The sequence below is a fragment of the Lyngbya sp. CCY1209 genome, assembly GCF_055795065.1.
The window spans coordinates 1-13,501 of the sequence record NZ_JAYFER010000689.1 but is presented as its reverse complement, the minus strand read 5'-3'; the positions used below and the strand labels follow the sequence as shown (position 1 = coordinate 13,501).

At 50.2% G+C, this 13,501-nt stretch carries 19 protein-coding genes; 10 read left to right on the top strand and 9 right to left on the bottom strand.

Features of this window, described 5'->3' with window-relative positions:
• Positions 1-60 precede the first annotated feature (60 nt).
• Together AC0QHF_RS28620 and gcvH are read right to left on the bottom strand one after the other, a co-directional pair.
• Positions 61-441 (bottom strand): hypothetical protein, encoded by a 381-nt coding sequence (locus AC0QHF_RS28620; RefSeq protein WP_324707688.1) that lies wholly within the window; start codon positions 439-441, stop codon positions 61-63.
• A 606-nt stretch (positions 442-1,047) separates the two neighbouring features.
• Positions 1,048-1,440: a glycine cleavage system protein GcvH gene (gene gcvH / locus AC0QHF_RS28615; RefSeq protein ID WP_324707687.1), complete on the bottom strand. Its 393-nt coding sequence runs from the start codon at positions 1,438-1,440 to the stop codon at positions 1,048-1,050.
• A 104-nt stretch (positions 1,441-1,544) separates the two neighbouring features.
• Between gcvH and AC0QHF_RS28610 the strand changes: the two genes are divergently transcribed.
• Positions 1,545-2,372 (top strand): alpha/beta hydrolase, encoded by an 828-nt coding sequence (locus AC0QHF_RS28610; protein ID WP_324707686.1) that lies wholly within the window; start codon positions 1,545-1,547, stop codon positions 2,370-2,372.
• Between the two features lie 96 nt (positions 2,373-2,468).
• Positions 2,469-2,822, top strand: coding sequence for an SH3 domain-containing protein (locus AC0QHF_RS28605; protein ID WP_324707685.1), 354 nt, complete (start codon positions 2,469-2,471; stop codon positions 2,820-2,822).
• 206 nt (positions 2,823-3,028) lie between these two features.
• Here AC0QHF_RS28605 and AC0QHF_RS28600 read toward each other — a convergent pair whose 3' ends face one another.
• Positions 3,029-3,640 (bottom strand): DUF4276 family protein, encoded by a 612-nt coding sequence (locus AC0QHF_RS28600; protein WP_324707684.1) that lies wholly within the window; start codon positions 3,638-3,640, stop codon positions 3,029-3,031.
• Positions 3,637-4,881, bottom strand: coding sequence for an AAA family ATPase (locus AC0QHF_RS28595; RefSeq protein ID WP_324707683.1), 1,245 nt, complete (start codon positions 4,879-4,881; stop codon positions 3,637-3,639). The genes AC0QHF_RS28600 and AC0QHF_RS28595 overlap by 4 nt, the downstream gene beginning before the upstream one ends.
• A 35-nt stretch (positions 4,882-4,916) precedes the next feature.
• Here AC0QHF_RS28595 and AC0QHF_RS28590 point away from each other — a divergent pair, with 35 nt between their 5' ends.
• Positions 4,917-5,078, top strand: coding sequence for a hypothetical protein (locus tag AC0QHF_RS28590; RefSeq protein ID WP_324707682.1), 162 nt, complete (start codon positions 4,917-4,919; stop codon positions 5,076-5,078).
• Between the two features lie 50 nt (positions 5,079-5,128).
• Here AC0QHF_RS28590 and AC0QHF_RS28585 read toward each other — a convergent pair whose 3' ends face one another.
• From AC0QHF_RS28585 to AC0QHF_RS28575, 3 genes are read right to left on the bottom strand one after another with little or no spacing between them, the layout of a single operon-like run.
• Complete coding sequence (locus tag AC0QHF_RS28585; RefSeq protein WP_324707681.1) at positions 5,129-5,770, bottom strand: dual OB domain-containing protein; 642 nt, start codon at positions 5,768-5,770, stop codon at positions 5,129-5,131.
• A gap of 2 nt (positions 5,771-5,772) precedes the next feature.
• Positions 5,773-6,219 (bottom strand): DUF488 domain-containing protein, encoded by a 447-nt coding sequence (locus AC0QHF_RS28580; protein WP_324707680.1) that lies wholly within the window; start codon positions 6,217-6,219, stop codon positions 5,773-5,775.
• Entirely contained in the window at positions 6,212-6,847 is a 636-nt protein-coding gene (locus AC0QHF_RS28575) for a DUF488 domain-containing protein (RefSeq protein WP_324707679.1), read from the bottom strand. Before AC0QHF_RS28575 ends, AC0QHF_RS28580 begins: the two co-directional genes overlap by 8 nt.
• 190 nt (positions 6,848-7,037) lie before the next feature.
• Here AC0QHF_RS28575 and AC0QHF_RS28570 point away from each other — a divergent pair, with 190 nt between their 5' ends.
• From AC0QHF_RS28570 to AC0QHF_RS28540, 7 genes are all read left to right on the top strand, one after another.
• A complete protein-coding gene (locus AC0QHF_RS28570; RefSeq protein WP_324707678.1) occupies positions 7,038-7,454 on the top strand; it encodes a hypothetical protein in 417 nt (138 codons plus the stop codon).
• A 66-nt stretch (positions 7,455-7,520) separates the two neighbouring features.
• Positions 7,521-8,654 carry a cupin-like domain-containing protein gene (locus tag AC0QHF_RS28565; RefSeq protein WP_324707677.1) on the top strand — a complete coding sequence of 378 codons (1,134 nt, stop codon included), beginning with the start codon at positions 7,521-7,523 and terminating at the stop codon, positions 8,652-8,654.
• A 310-nt stretch (positions 8,655-8,964) separates the two neighbouring features.
• Entirely contained in the window at positions 8,965-9,222 is a 258-nt protein-coding gene (locus tag AC0QHF_RS28560) for a hypothetical protein (protein WP_324707676.1), read from the top strand.
• Between the two features lie 222 nt (positions 9,223-9,444).
• Positions 9,445-10,263, top strand: coding sequence for an ergothioneine biosynthesis protein EgtC (gene egtC, locus AC0QHF_RS28555; RefSeq protein WP_324707675.1), 819 nt, complete (start codon positions 9,445-9,447; stop codon positions 10,261-10,263).
• Complete coding sequence (locus tag AC0QHF_RS28550) at positions 10,208-11,461, top strand: SUMF1/EgtB/PvdO family nonheme iron enzyme (RefSeq protein WP_324707674.1); 1,254 nt, start codon at positions 10,208-10,210, stop codon at positions 11,459-11,461. Before egtC ends, AC0QHF_RS28550 begins: the two co-directional genes overlap by 56 nt.
• Before the next feature lie 241 nt (positions 11,462-11,702).
• The gene (locus tag AC0QHF_RS28545; protein ID WP_324707673.1) at positions 11,703-11,936 is read left to right on the top strand and encodes a DUF433 domain-containing protein; all 234 of its coding nucleotides are present in this window, start codon (positions 11,703-11,705) and stop codon (positions 11,934-11,936) included.
• Positions 11,885-12,274, top strand: a complete 390-nt coding sequence (locus AC0QHF_RS28540; protein ID WP_324707672.1) for a DUF5615 family PIN-like protein — start codon at positions 11,885-11,887, stop codon at positions 12,272-12,274. Before AC0QHF_RS28545 ends, AC0QHF_RS28540 begins: the two co-directional genes overlap by 52 nt.
• Positions 12,275-12,375: 101 nt before the next feature.
• Here AC0QHF_RS28540 and AC0QHF_RS28535 read toward each other — a convergent pair whose 3' ends face one another.
• Positions 12,376-12,579, bottom strand: coding sequence for a hypothetical protein (locus AC0QHF_RS28535; RefSeq protein ID WP_324707671.1), 204 nt, complete (start codon positions 12,577-12,579; stop codon positions 12,376-12,378).
• A gap of 31 nt (positions 12,580-12,610) precedes the next feature.
• A complete protein-coding gene (locus AC0QHF_RS28530; protein WP_324707670.1) occupies positions 12,611-13,327 on the bottom strand; it encodes a hypothetical protein in 717 nt (238 codons plus the stop codon).
• Between the last annotated feature and the right edge of the window lie 174 nt (positions 13,328-13,501).

Below are 13,501 nucleotides of genomic sequence, written 5' to 3'. Positions count from 1 at the left end.
GGACTTCCGCCGCCCGCCGAAATTTTTACCGTTGCTTTACATTGGGGCCAAAACTGGACTTCAATTGGAGCCCAAATACCCTCTAATGGGATAGTATCGCAGTTGGTCGCCGGTTTGCCGCCCCCACCAGGACAGGCCACTGGGATCGAGCGATCGCGTCCACTCGGCGAAGCGGTGGGGCAGTCGCTCGCAGGTGTGGAGGATGTTGGCGGGGGAGACGCCCAGGCGTTCGGCGAGTTCGCGATCGCTGAGTCCGTCTTTGAGGGGGGTGGGGATGGAACGGTCCGCCTGCAACAGCAACGCTTCGAGTTCGGCTTGATATTGGCTGGCCCACTGCTGTTTGAGCGTCTCGGGCAATGTTTGCCACAGGCGATCGAGTTCTTGGACTTGGGGGACGATTTTCGCGTCGGGGGAGGGTGGGTTTCCGAGGGGGATATCCATTTTGACCTGATCTCCAAGGGCGACTGTTACGGTTTTGAAAGTTCTGTCGGGTTCTCTGGGGCTCGGAGGGCGGACATTGACGGTTAATTCTCGTTTTTGATGGCGCTTAAGCGGCAGACAAAGAGTTCGCCGTCCGGGTTTCCGAATCGATCGCCATCTATCAAAGATGAATCTTTTTCAGCCGGTCGAACCGCCAATTTTCCGCCCCTTCAGACGTTCGAGGTTCTCCCCTTCAAACGGGATCGATTCATATGGATTAAAATAGCTATCCCCAGTCTAAACTAAAAATTCACAATTTTCAATCGTCGCATCTCTAACTTTTTGCCGATTTTTGTCAAGAAACGTTGCGAAAAAATGTAAAAAAATATGAAGACGAAGGTCGCCGGTTTCCCGGGGGTTGCGGATGGGATATCGTCTCGCCCCCGGTCGAGATCGGGAAAAATTGCGACAAAATCGGAGACAAAATTGGGGAGAATCGAGGCGATCGCCCAATATTGGGGATAGAAACGGTGGATTTGCGGATGTCGCGCCGTCCCCGGAACAAAAAATGCGATCGCCCCCGTCCCACCTCGGTGTCCGGACTGTTTCCTTTCGGTCGCCGATTGGCTACCCTTCCCCTTCGACTAAAGTCTGATATTCGCTGGAAGAAAGGGCATCTTCGAGCTCCTCGGCATCTTTAATGCGGACTTTGATCAACCACCCTTCCCCATAGGGATCTTCGGCTAATTCTTCGGGTGCCTCGACAATGGCATCGTTTCGTTCGATGACGGTTCCGTTCAGCGGGGCTTTGAGATCTTCAACCGCTTTCACCGATTCGACATTGCCAAAAGATTCGCCCTTCTCCAACTCATCGTTAACGTCCGGAAGTTCCAAGAACACGATATCACCCAATTGCTCGACGGCAAAAGCGCTGATCCCGATGGTGGCAATTTCGCCATCGAGGCGGACGTACTCGTGGCTGTCCAGATACTTCAGATCGTCAGGAAATTCCATCGCCATGTTAGATCCTCTAAAATCACAGAGCATTCGGTCTGTCAGTGCAGACTCGGCTACAAAACTAATCCAAGCACAATCTGAACCCGCTGAACCACATTCAACCCAAAATGAATCGAGCGACAATCAAAAAATGGGTCCTGGGGGAATTTTCCCTCAAGCGCCTGGTCACGTCAACCCTGGCGATCTATCTTTTGGTGGGCATCTGGGCCTACTTCGGGAGCGATCGCCTGATCTTTCTCCCCCGTCCGGCCAGCTACGATCGCACCGGGGAGGTATTATTCCTCGAAACGACGGACGAAACGGCGATCGCAGCTCTGTACCTGCCGAATCCCCAAGGGCAGTATACCATCCTTTACAGCCACGGCAACGCGGAGGACATCGGAGACATCCGCCAACGGTTGCACGAGCTCCGGGATGTGGGCTTCTCCGTTTTCGCCTACGACTACCCGGGCTACGGTTTGAGTGGCGGCAAACCCTCGGTGGCGGGGGCTTATCGGGCGATCGATGCCGCCTACAATTACCTCACCGAAACTTTGAACGTTCCCCCCGATCGCATTGTCGTCTACGGGCGGTCCGTGGGCAGCGGGCCTTCGACGGATCTGGCCGCCCGCGAACCGGTGGCGGGGTTGGTGATCGAGAGCGGGTTTACCAGCACCTTCCGGGTGGTGACGCGGATTCCCATCTACCCCTTTGATCGCTTTCCCAATATTGCCAAAATCCGAAAGGTGAACGCTCCGATCTTGATTTTACACGGCGATCGCGATCGGGTGATTCCCTTTTCCCACGGACAGCAACTTTACGCCGCCGCCGGGGAACCGAAACTGTCCCTGTGGGTACCCGGGGCGGGCCACAATGACCTGTTGCAAGTGGCTGGCGATCGCTACGACCGCACCTTGCTAGAATTGATCACAATTTTATCAGAAACAAAACCTTGAAATTTCCCAAATTTGATGTACAATTGAGCCATCCAGATCGGAACCGATAGGGGGTGCATTTACCGCTTCAAAACCCCACGAAAGGAGTGTTTGACCATGAATCGATTTGGACAGAAACGGCGGATCGGGCTGTTGTTAACCGGATTATTTTTCGGGTGTTTGAGTGGCGGTGTCGGACTCGCCGGCGAGTCCATTTGGGAGCGGTACGGGGAGGAAAGGAATCCCGCCGAACCGGGCTATCAACCCGCCGGAGTTCGCATCTGTATCGTCGCCGATCCGAGCGATACTCCCCTCAATGTCCGGGCGACACCGGGCGGCAAAATTATCGGCAGTCTCCCGGACGGGGCGGAGGTGGAATGGTGGGAGCGATCGGACCACAATAAGAACTGGGTTTATATCTATACCCGGGTGATGGAAGGGTACGTTTGGGCGAATTATCTCCGCTGTTAATGTTAAAATCACAAGGGGTGAAAGCCCCTGATTTTGATCGGGAAAGACATCGGACTAATCGTCGTTATAGCAACCGCCCGGACGGTTAAGACGTAGAATAGGGGAAGTATTCAGATCCGATCGCGATCGCCGACCATGATTTCAACAGTGGAGGCTATGCTTTAGCCTCCTTGTCACCCTCACAGGTTCTCTCCTTAATACAAAAGTTAAGGAATGATTTTGCTTTCATCACAAAGAGAAATGATTTGGTTGACAAAAGCTTTCAGCTCTGGACAAGCTTGAATGGCAATCATTAAATCATTGTCCTTCAAAATCTTTGCGCCATCAATAGGCTTGTTATAATCTCTCGTTACTTTTCCGACTCTAAAGATTTCCTTAAGATAGTAGGCAGGTGGTCTATTGTGATTCACAGTTTCAGGAGAACTACTAGGAGCAGAGCGATTATGTTTTGCTCTTTTTTGAATAGTTGACCAGTATGGAAGAAGCCATGCTTCAAAATCATGTAGTGCTGTGTGTGGATAAAACTTGGGATTATTACCAACCCAAGCCATCATTTTATTTTTTGCATCCTTTGCGTCTTTAAAGTCTTTCGTTCCTGTATAGACATCTGTTAGGGCAATCACGGCATCATAAGCACTCCTGCCAGAAAGCAGGTTTTCAACTACACGCTTAAGCTTTTCTTCTTTAGGAATACGACCATTTTGTGAAATAAATGTGAGTTGTGGCATTTTTCCCGCTAAACGAGTTTGGAGAAACTCACGTAATTTTTCTCTAAAAGCTACTTCAGTAGCGCCCTCAACTAAGATGGCAATTTTCATGGACGACCTCCCATTAAATTCATTGCCCAAACTTGATCGAGGCTGTATTCCTCTAACCATTTATCCAAATCAAGTGTATCTGCCCAAGTCATTCTTGCCTCACCTTCTTCAAGGTCACAGATTAAAATCTCATGGGGTTCAAGAAATCTGATGAGTCGATCTGAATGAGTTGCTACTATAAGCTGTGTGTATTTTGAAGCTTCTCTCATCAAATACACTAAATGTCTCAACAGCTCAGGATGTAGGCTAACTTCTGGCTCATCTAGCAAAGTAATTGTCGTTAAGCTATGACTTTGTAAAAGGGTCACTAACCAAAGAAAACGTAGTGTTCCTTCCGATAGCTCATGCACATATATGGGTTGAGAAAAGTTTCTGTCTGTCCAAGTCATGGAAATAGTTCCGGCGGCAACAGGAGGAAAATTTAACCTCTCAAAATCTGGAAATGCTGTAGAAACAACATCCTCTACTGTTTCAAAACGATCTCTATCTGTTTCCCGAAGATCATACAGACAGGAAACTAAATCTTCGCCGCTTGCACCCGGTAGCTTGGCAGGACGCATAGGCTGGGGCAAGCGAATCGGGCTTTTCTCAGAAACATCAAGTGCCCCATAATAAGTGCAAGAAGCAAGACTTTTTCTCAAGTTCTCAGGTTCACGATACATTTTAGGAACTTGAGAGAGAGAGGTTTCTAGATAATTATGATCCCAATTTGGTTTGAGTAGTTTACGATCTTCTTGACTAAAATATTTGATGTCTACACCCAAAGATTCAATATATTTGAATGGTTCGGGTGCATGGGGATTGTTTTGCTGTGTTAAACTCTCTTCCTGAATTTCATAAGACAAGCTTTTGGGTGACAATGTTAAGCCATACTTCAACGGCTCTCTTTCCGGTACTGTCATCGACACAGTAATCCCTAGATCTTGGGCTTTACCTCTGGTTAAAATCTCATTTAATCCCCCTTTAGATTGTAATGTTTCTTGCAACTTACCATTGGCTGAAGCCGCTAGTGTTGAAAGAACATCCAAAAACGAAGTTTTTCCTGATCCATTCGCCCCAATCATGACAACAAGATCTCTCATCTCAAGGTCAACTTGTCGAAGGCGACGAAAGCCTCTCACTGAGATATTTTCAAATCTGTCCATACGGAAATTACCAGTAAACGTCGTCGAGCTTGCTGAGAAAGTGAAAGAACGTGCAGAACTCGAAAAATAGAATAATTCTATGATACCATTTCCCATGATTTGCAATCAAGTCCCAAGTCGAGATCGCCGAAATGAATTCTGAGATGGAAAACGCCCCAAAATCCATGACCCCCATTTGGATAGCCGGTAGCATTATTTTGAGGGGTGTGGGTCTGGGATTGTTCGCCCTCGGGGGAATTCTGTGGTTTCACCTCCCCTATTTGCTATTCTTGGATGAATGGCACGCATTGTGAATGTGTGCCATCGCTGAAGCGACGACTACAAACTGTTTGTAGTGTTCACTTTAGTGAACTTCGATCACTGCCGCAATCAAACGGTAACATCGCAATTCTTCTTCCCCATAGGACTGACTCCAGGGTTGGCTAAAACTGAACACCACCAAACAGGGGTTGGAAGGCTGATGGCCGGTGTCGAGTTTTTGACAAAATTCCGGGTCGGTAATAGTGGCAAATAGGCGATCGCTTCCGTCGAGGGGAATGGAACCCCGCCACTTATTTTTGCCGTTCCGAACCACCCGAAAATCCGAGGTTTCGATGACCTGCAACGTCCGCCGTTTTGGTTTCGGTAATTGTAATAAATAGTTGTAGGGAACTGCTGTGAGAAAATCGTCCCGGTGGCTGTGGAGAATTTCGGTTTCGCAAAACGGCTGGATTTCCTTGTAGGGGACGGTTCCGACCCGTTTCCAGCGGGTCGAAAACATGACCCGATTTTCGCATTCATAACCCGGGGATTCGTCGGTTAAAGAAACGTCGATCGCGTCCAGGGGTCGGATGGGTTTTCCGTTAATTATACAGAGTTTTACCGGAATTCGACCGTCGTCCAGGCGGGTGGTCGGACGAACCCACAAACGGGTTGATTTGTCAATTCCGGCAACGCAGCGATCGCTATTTTTGCGCGAATTCGCTAGACAAATCATCTGTGTCATGGCTACAGGTGGTGAATTTGGATATTCCCCCAATGTCGGTTGAGATACTCGGCGACTAGGCGACGGTGGCAATGGTGGGGTTTCGCTTCGCTGCACAGCAGGCAGGCATTTTCTATCAATTCCGGGTCAACCTTTTTTTCGATCTGTCGCTTTTCTAGCAGGTCTAAGAATTTCGTTTCGTAGGTTTCCCAGTCCCCCTTTTGTTTTTTATATTCGTCCAGGATATCTTTGCTGGGGGCCAAATCTATCCGGTGAATATAATCGATATTGCCGATGGTTTTTAGGAAATATTCTAAGTCCGCTTTTTTGGCGAATCCCGCCAGTTGGGAGACGTTGTTTAAGCGGGTGTCGATTACCCGCGTCACGCCGGATTGTTTGAGGAGTTCAAAGAAGTTTTTGGCGGTTTTCTTGGTAAATCCGATGGTGTAGAGATTGACAGAATTAGCCACGATCGCTCCCCCCTTGTTTTTCGACATAGGCGATTTCATCCCCCTGGCGTTTGTAGGCTTCCTCCAGGCAGTCTTCCCGACTCGGTAAATTATTGGAAAATAAGGAGAGTTGTACCGGGGCTGTCGGGTCGGCAAATTCGGTAAAGCCTTGCTTGGATAGCAGCCGGGATTCTAACTGGTCGTGGGATTCCAAATCGCCGGTTTTCAGAATGTGATTGATGGTCAAATTGAAGGGTTTTAAATGGTGGCAGACGAGGATGGCTCGGTGGCAGGTGAGGGGGTCTTGCTCGGCGCACATCAATGCGATATTATAGGTTTGGAGGCCGGATATCACTCGCTGGAGTCCGGCTTGAAATTCGTCGGTGGCGGCGATTTTTTCGTAGACGGCTTTTCCCTCCACATAGCAGGCGGGATTGCCGGAACGGGCGCCGAGTTCTTTGCCCAGAAAAACGTAGCGAATTCCTTGGGACTCTAACGCGGCTGTCAGTTCGGCTTTGTTGAAGTGGGGGAGGTGGCGGCTATGGGGGTGCGATCGCACGTCCGCTAATGCCGTGACACCGTGTTGCTGCAACAGAGAAATAAACGGTTCGATTGGGTGGTTGGAATGACCGACCGTAAATAAATCCATGACCCCGAATGATAAATGAACGGCGGGCGATCGCCGAGTCGGAATTCGGCACGTCAACGGTCGGCACGACAAGGAAATGCCACACCGCAAAAAGAGCGTGCAGAACTCGAAAAATAAGATGATTCTATGATACCATAACCCCGGACTCAAAATCAAGTACAAAGTTCGGAGCATTACAGCGGATTCTGAGATGGAAAATACCCCGAAATCCACGACCCCGATTCGGATCGCCGGCGGCATTTGGACGGGTGTCGGCCTGGGTTTATTCGCCCTCGGTGGAATCCTGTGGTTTCACCTGCCCTATCTGCTATTCTTGGATGAGTGGCACGCCTTGTGGGGGACGGTTGCCCTGACAATCGGACTGTTCGCCGGTCAAATTTTATTCGATCGCCTGGTTGACTGGGTCCTGTCGGGGGATTCCGTCTTGCAGCGGTTCGGGTGGGTGGCTTCGGCGATTCTCTCTGCGGCGATCGCGATCGAGGCGGGAATGCGGTTTCTCGGCTGGGGGACGGCGACGGTGGGTTTGGCGAATTTGGCGTTTGGAATCGCCTTTCTGTGGAGTTGTCGTCGGTTCTGGGGGAGGCCGTCAATTCCCAATGAATTGTGAGGAGTTTGGCGATCGCCCCGAAAAAATGCCAAAATTGCGATCGAGCGCATTTCCCGATCTCCACCTATGACAAATTCCGAGCCCCAACGCATCACCCTTCCCCCCCTGCAAATCACCCTGCACGACGAACAGAAAGTCAGCCTGCAGTGGCTTCCCCAATCCCAACCGAAGTCTAACTTACCGGCGGTGGAACCGCAACCCGAATTATCCGACGCTTGGAAACAGTGGGTTGCCCTCAACAAACTGATGAATTTACCCGACGCCGTTCTGGTGGAACGGATGGTCGAAAAGGGTGTCGATGTCAAACTCGCCTTGGATGCCGTCAGCCAAGCCTCAGACCACCCCTATTTCAAAGCGGGAGAACAGTTCGTTCAACTGCTGCAAAAAGTCGAGTCGATGTGGAAAATTCAGCATCAGTTGGCATCCCTCTCCGAAGCCGCCCAAACCGTCGATCGCAAACCGACAATTTCCCGATCGGAGTTTTTGGATCACTACTACGCCAAAAACACCCCCCTGATTTTGACCAATATCATCAAAAACTGGAAGGCGTTGGAACGGTGGACTCCCGAATATTTGCGACAACACTACGGGGAAGCGAAGGTGGAAATTCAGGCCGGACGCGACGGCGATCCGGAGTACGAATTGAACCTGGAACGACACCGAAAAACCGTCAAATTTTCCGAATATATCGACTGGGTAATTTCCGGGCAAGAAACCAACGATTATTACATGGTCGCCAACAACGGCAATTTGGATCGCCCCGAAATGAAAGGGTTGTTGAACGATATCGAAATTTGTACGGAATATTTAGATCCCAACCAAACCCGGGGGCGAATTTTCTTCTGGTTCGGGCCAGCCGGAACCGTCACGCCACTGCACCACGATCCCGTCAACCTGTTTTTGGCCCAGGTTTCCGGCCGCAAACTGGTGCGGCTGATGCCCCCCTCGCAAACCCCGTTCGTGTACAATCAGGTGGGGGTATTCAGCCGCGTCGATCTGGAAAATCCGGACTATCAAAAATATCCCCTATTTAAAAATGTCAGACCCATCGAATTCATTTTGGAACCGGGGGAGGTAATTTTTATTCCCGTGGGGTGGTGGCATCACGTCCGATCGCTGGAAACGAGCATTTCCGTTTCGATGACCAATTTTGTCTTTCCCAACCATTACGAATGGAAGTACCCCAATTTGGGGCGATAAGCCGGGGCGATCGCACCCATAAAATCCATCGGGGGTGGGGCGGGTTTCGACGTGCCAAAATCGCTGACAATCCGTGATTGTACGGTTGAGTTGAGACGGCAAATCTCGCCATTAAACCGGAGGCGAAATTGAGGCGATCGCGATCACATTTCGACCCGATATTGATCAACCTCCGCATCCCAAAGCGTCACTGCGATCGGGTGTGCGATCGCACATAATAAACCTATCCGATGGCGGTGGCGAACTTTGTCCGTCGCCCCCTATATTGTTGGATAGAACAACTTCTCCGAACCCCTCCATGAATACTCCAATGCCTACAGTCACACCCGATCTAGTCACCATTCCCGAACCCGAAGAATGGGTGCGGGAACACCAAATTCTCGCCGGTTTTGCCCACACCCTCGGCGTGGTCAAAAAACTGCTCTCGGATGCGGACATCCACCACGCCGACGGCATCTCCTACACCCCCGAAGGCGATCTGATCGTCGGCGAAACGGCCCGCAACCTGCTCAGATCCACCTACGGGGACGATCGCTGGCGATATATAGAAAACTACCTGACATCCTAAGTCCTTCAGAAAACCCGTCCGGTCCGCGATCGATTTGCCATCCTCCCCAACCCCGAGGTCGGGGATTTTTTTTGGCGAAGACAAGGGCGATCGCCCCGTCGTCCCCCATTTTGCGGATCTCGAAGCCTTTGCTATCCTCTGCATAGTTCACAATAGAAAAGTTGAGTGGGCAATTCCGATCCTCTCGTCAACCACCTAAAGTCACCAACTCAGTTCTCAATTATGTGTCGTCTGCTTGGCTACATTGGTTCTTCAATTCAACTCGACCGAATTTTATGCGAACCCGAACACTCACTAATCGTCCAAAGTTACCAACCCAAGGAAATGCAGGAAGCCTTGATGAACGCCGACGGGTTCGGGATCGGCTGGTACCACCCCACTCAGGAAGCCGAACCCTACCGCTACCGCAACATCCAACCCATTTGGAGCGATCTGAACCTGGCCCCCCTGAGTCGCTACGTCGAATCGGGGCGGATTTTGGCCTACGTCCGCAGCGCCACCCCCGGACAGGCCGTGAATTTGAATAACTGTCAACCCTTTCAATCCGGGAATCTGACGTTCATCCACAACGGCTACATCCAGGATTTCCGGGATAGCCTCTACAAACCGATCCGCGATCGCCTCTCTGACGGGAGTTATCGAGCGATCGAAGGCAATACCGACTCCGAACACCTGTTCGCCCTGTTCCAAGACGCCCTCGCCGGAAGTGGCACCTCCCCCCTCGTCGCCGCCTTAGAAACCGTGCTCAAAACCGTCGAAACCATCGCCCACGAAATGCAGGTGCGGGTACTCGCAAACATGATCATCTGCGACGGAAATCGCATGGTTGCCTCCCGCCACGCCATAGCGGGAATTCCGCCGAGCCTTTATTGGCTGCAGGACGATCCGAAGTTCCCGGAATCCGTTATCATCGCTTCTGAACCGCTATTTCCGGGGAAATGGCACCTTTGCCCGGAACACAGCATCATCAGCGTTGGAGAAGATTGTGACGTCCACATCCACCCCCTCACTCAGACAGACCATCTGTCACGCCCTGCATGAGTGCCGCCTCGGCACGCTCAAACTCGTCGAGGGCATCGATAGAGATACCCTTTGCGCCCAACCCCACCCCGATTTCAGCCCGGTGGGGTGGCATTTGGGGCACATCGCCTTCACCGAGGCTTACTGGCTGCTGGAGGAGTGCGGGGGGCAAGAGCCGCTCTTCCCCGAATATCGGTTATTTTTCACCGCCGACGGACTGCCGAAGGCGAAACGGGTGGAACTGCCTTCGCTGGAGTTTATTTTAGATTATTTGGCGATCGTGCGATCGCAGGTTTTTCAATACCTAGAAACCGCCCCCCTCGAACAACAGGAACGCCTGTGGCGATTTATTTTGCAGCACGAATGTCAGCACGGAGAAACCATCGCCCTCGTCCTGCAACTGCACCGCTTCGAGGACGTAACCACCCACCTCCCCATCTTCTCCACCACCCCCCCACTCCCCCTCTCCGAAATCGAAATCCCCGCCGGGGAATTTTCCATCGGAAATGACAGCCTCGACGCGATGGATAACGAACGCAAAATCCACCGCCAATTTTTAGATCGCTACTGGATCGATCGCCACCCCGTCACCTGCGCCCAATATCGCCAATTTATGGAAGCCGGCGGCTACCACAAAGCCAAATGGTGGTCCCCCAAAGGGTGGGACTGGCTCCAACACAACTGGGTCACTCAACCCCTATATTGGATCGACGACCCCAGCTTCGACAACCACCCCGTCTGCGGCGTCAGTTGGTACGAAGCCGAAGCCTACTGCAACTTCGTCGGCAAGCGACTTCCCACTGAAGCGGAATGGGAAAAAGCCGCCAGTTTTGACAACGGAAAAACCCGCACTTATCCCTGGGGTGAAGACCTGCCCACTGAGGAAAAATGCAACTGCAATCATCTCGGTAAAATCATTAAAAATAAACCCCAAACCACCCCCGTAGATGCCCACCCCGAAAACGTCAGCGCCTCCGGTGTCTGCGATTTAATCGGCAACGTCTGGGAGTGGACATCCAGCGATTTTGCCGGATACGACGGCTTTGAGTTTTACCCCTATTCCGGCTATTCCCAGACCTATTTCGACGGCGAACATAAAGTTTTGCGCGGCGGCAGTTGGATCACCCGTCCCTGGGCGATGCGGTGCAGTTTCCGCAACTGGTATCACCCCCACGTCCGGGCAATTTTGGCTGGTTTCCGCTGCGCGAGGAGCGAGTGAGGATTCGGATTTTTGTAGGGTGCGTTCCCCACAATTACGGGGCCTTTAAATCCGTCATTAATTCGGGGTAACGCACCGGATATTTGCCAATTTAACTGCTCTCGCGAACAACAAAAAAATCAGATATAATATCAAGACCGCTTGGGAATTAATTCCCAAGCTAATAGCTCCAATCATCTTTAGATGATTGGGGGGTTGAAGGAGGAGGTGATCGGATCTTATGGGATTAACAACTGAGATTATGAAGGAAACAACTGATTTACTCAATCGGATCACTCAAAATCCCGGCCAATGCGGGGGTCGTCCCTGCATTCGAGGGATGCGAATTCGAGTGACTGATATTTTGGAAATGTTGGCGGAAAATGTCAGCGTTGCAGAAATTTTAGAAGACTTCCCCGATTTAGAATTGGCAGATATTCAAGCTTGTCTGTTGTTCGCGGCGCGGCGGACGGATTTTCCCAGGCTGATGGCATGAAGATTTGGATCGATGCTCAACTACCCCCCAACCTAGCAAATTGGTTGACAGAAAATTTTGGTCTAGAAACTGATGCATTGCGAGATTTGGGACTTCGGGATGCTCGGGATATCGAAATTTTTGAAGCTGCGCGATCGGAAAATGCTGTGATTATGACGAAAGACAGCGACTTTATTGATTGGGTTTGTCGCTTGGGGCCGCCTCCCAAAATTTTGTGGCTAACCTGTGGTAATGTCACCAATCGAAACTTACGAAAATTGCTGACTGCTACTTTGCCTGATGCCTTGGCACAATTGCGACAAGGAGAAATGATTGTAGAGATTAGCAATACTCGCTAAAATAAATGTGGCGATCGCAATTCCGACATAGAGGTAATACATATATTGAAGTAACCGCGACAATTTTCGCCGGTTTCCGCTGTGCGAGGAGCGAGTCATGGTCATCTATCCAAAGCTTTGAAAATTGCTTCGCGACTCACCAAATCTGTACTTTCGCCTTCCTGAATTGCTTTTTCCATTGCCAGATCTTCCAAAACTTCAGACAGCAGCGAAGACAAGACTTCTTTTTCTTCTGTTATCAACTCAAGAATTGCGACTTTGATTAACTCTTTGAGTTGGCTTTCATTGACGGTGATTTCACTCATCTCTTTTTTTTAAACAAAAGTTGTTTTCAATTCAATTATACTCCGACCCTTCCGACTGTTCAATCCGCCGCACAAAAAATAAGCCGTTCCCGTACAACGTCAAAGTTGCCCCCAGCATTTCCAAATATTCTTCCAAGCCGATGCGGAGTTCTTCCATTATACCATATCCTGTGTCGAAAATTTGGAATTTCAACAACTCCAATCCCAGGGCACCGAACAAAAAGGTAAAAATCCCGAACCCGACAAAAAACGAAGCCCTCGGATAGAACCTCCAACTCGCTTTTAAATCTTTGAAAAACAGAATAAATGTGGCGATCGCAATTCCGACATAGATGTAAATATAGATATTGAACCAACCGCGACAATTTTCGATCCCAGGCATCCAACACAGGGGTTTATAAAAGTGCTGATGCAATTTAAACGTTTCGTCAATTAAGGAAATATAGAAAAAAATCACCCCCACCGTCACCAGCAACCGCCGGGACGGTTTTTGCCCCGGATAGCTGCGATAAAACGCCAACCCCAGAAAACTGCAGGCGACGGCAAATAACTGAATCGCCGAGAACAAAGAGGGGATATTTTGAAATCCGTTAAAATCCCACAGCGGCGGACTGTCTCCCCACAGCAAAACGGTGGCGAGGTAAATGGCGAGTAGCACCCATTCAAATATCAGCAAACTCCACAGCAGTCGCCGATTGAATTTTCGGACTCGCTGGGCGGGAATTTTATCAAATATTTTTAATTTCATATGTTGACTCCTTTTAGTCTGATCCCCCTAAATCCCCCTTGATAAGGGGGACTTTGAATCTTTGTGGGATATCCGATCCCCCTAAATCCCCCTTGAAAAGGGGGAGTTTGAATCTTTGTGGGATATCCGATCCCCCTAAATCCCCCTTGATAAGGGGGACTTTGAATCTTTGTG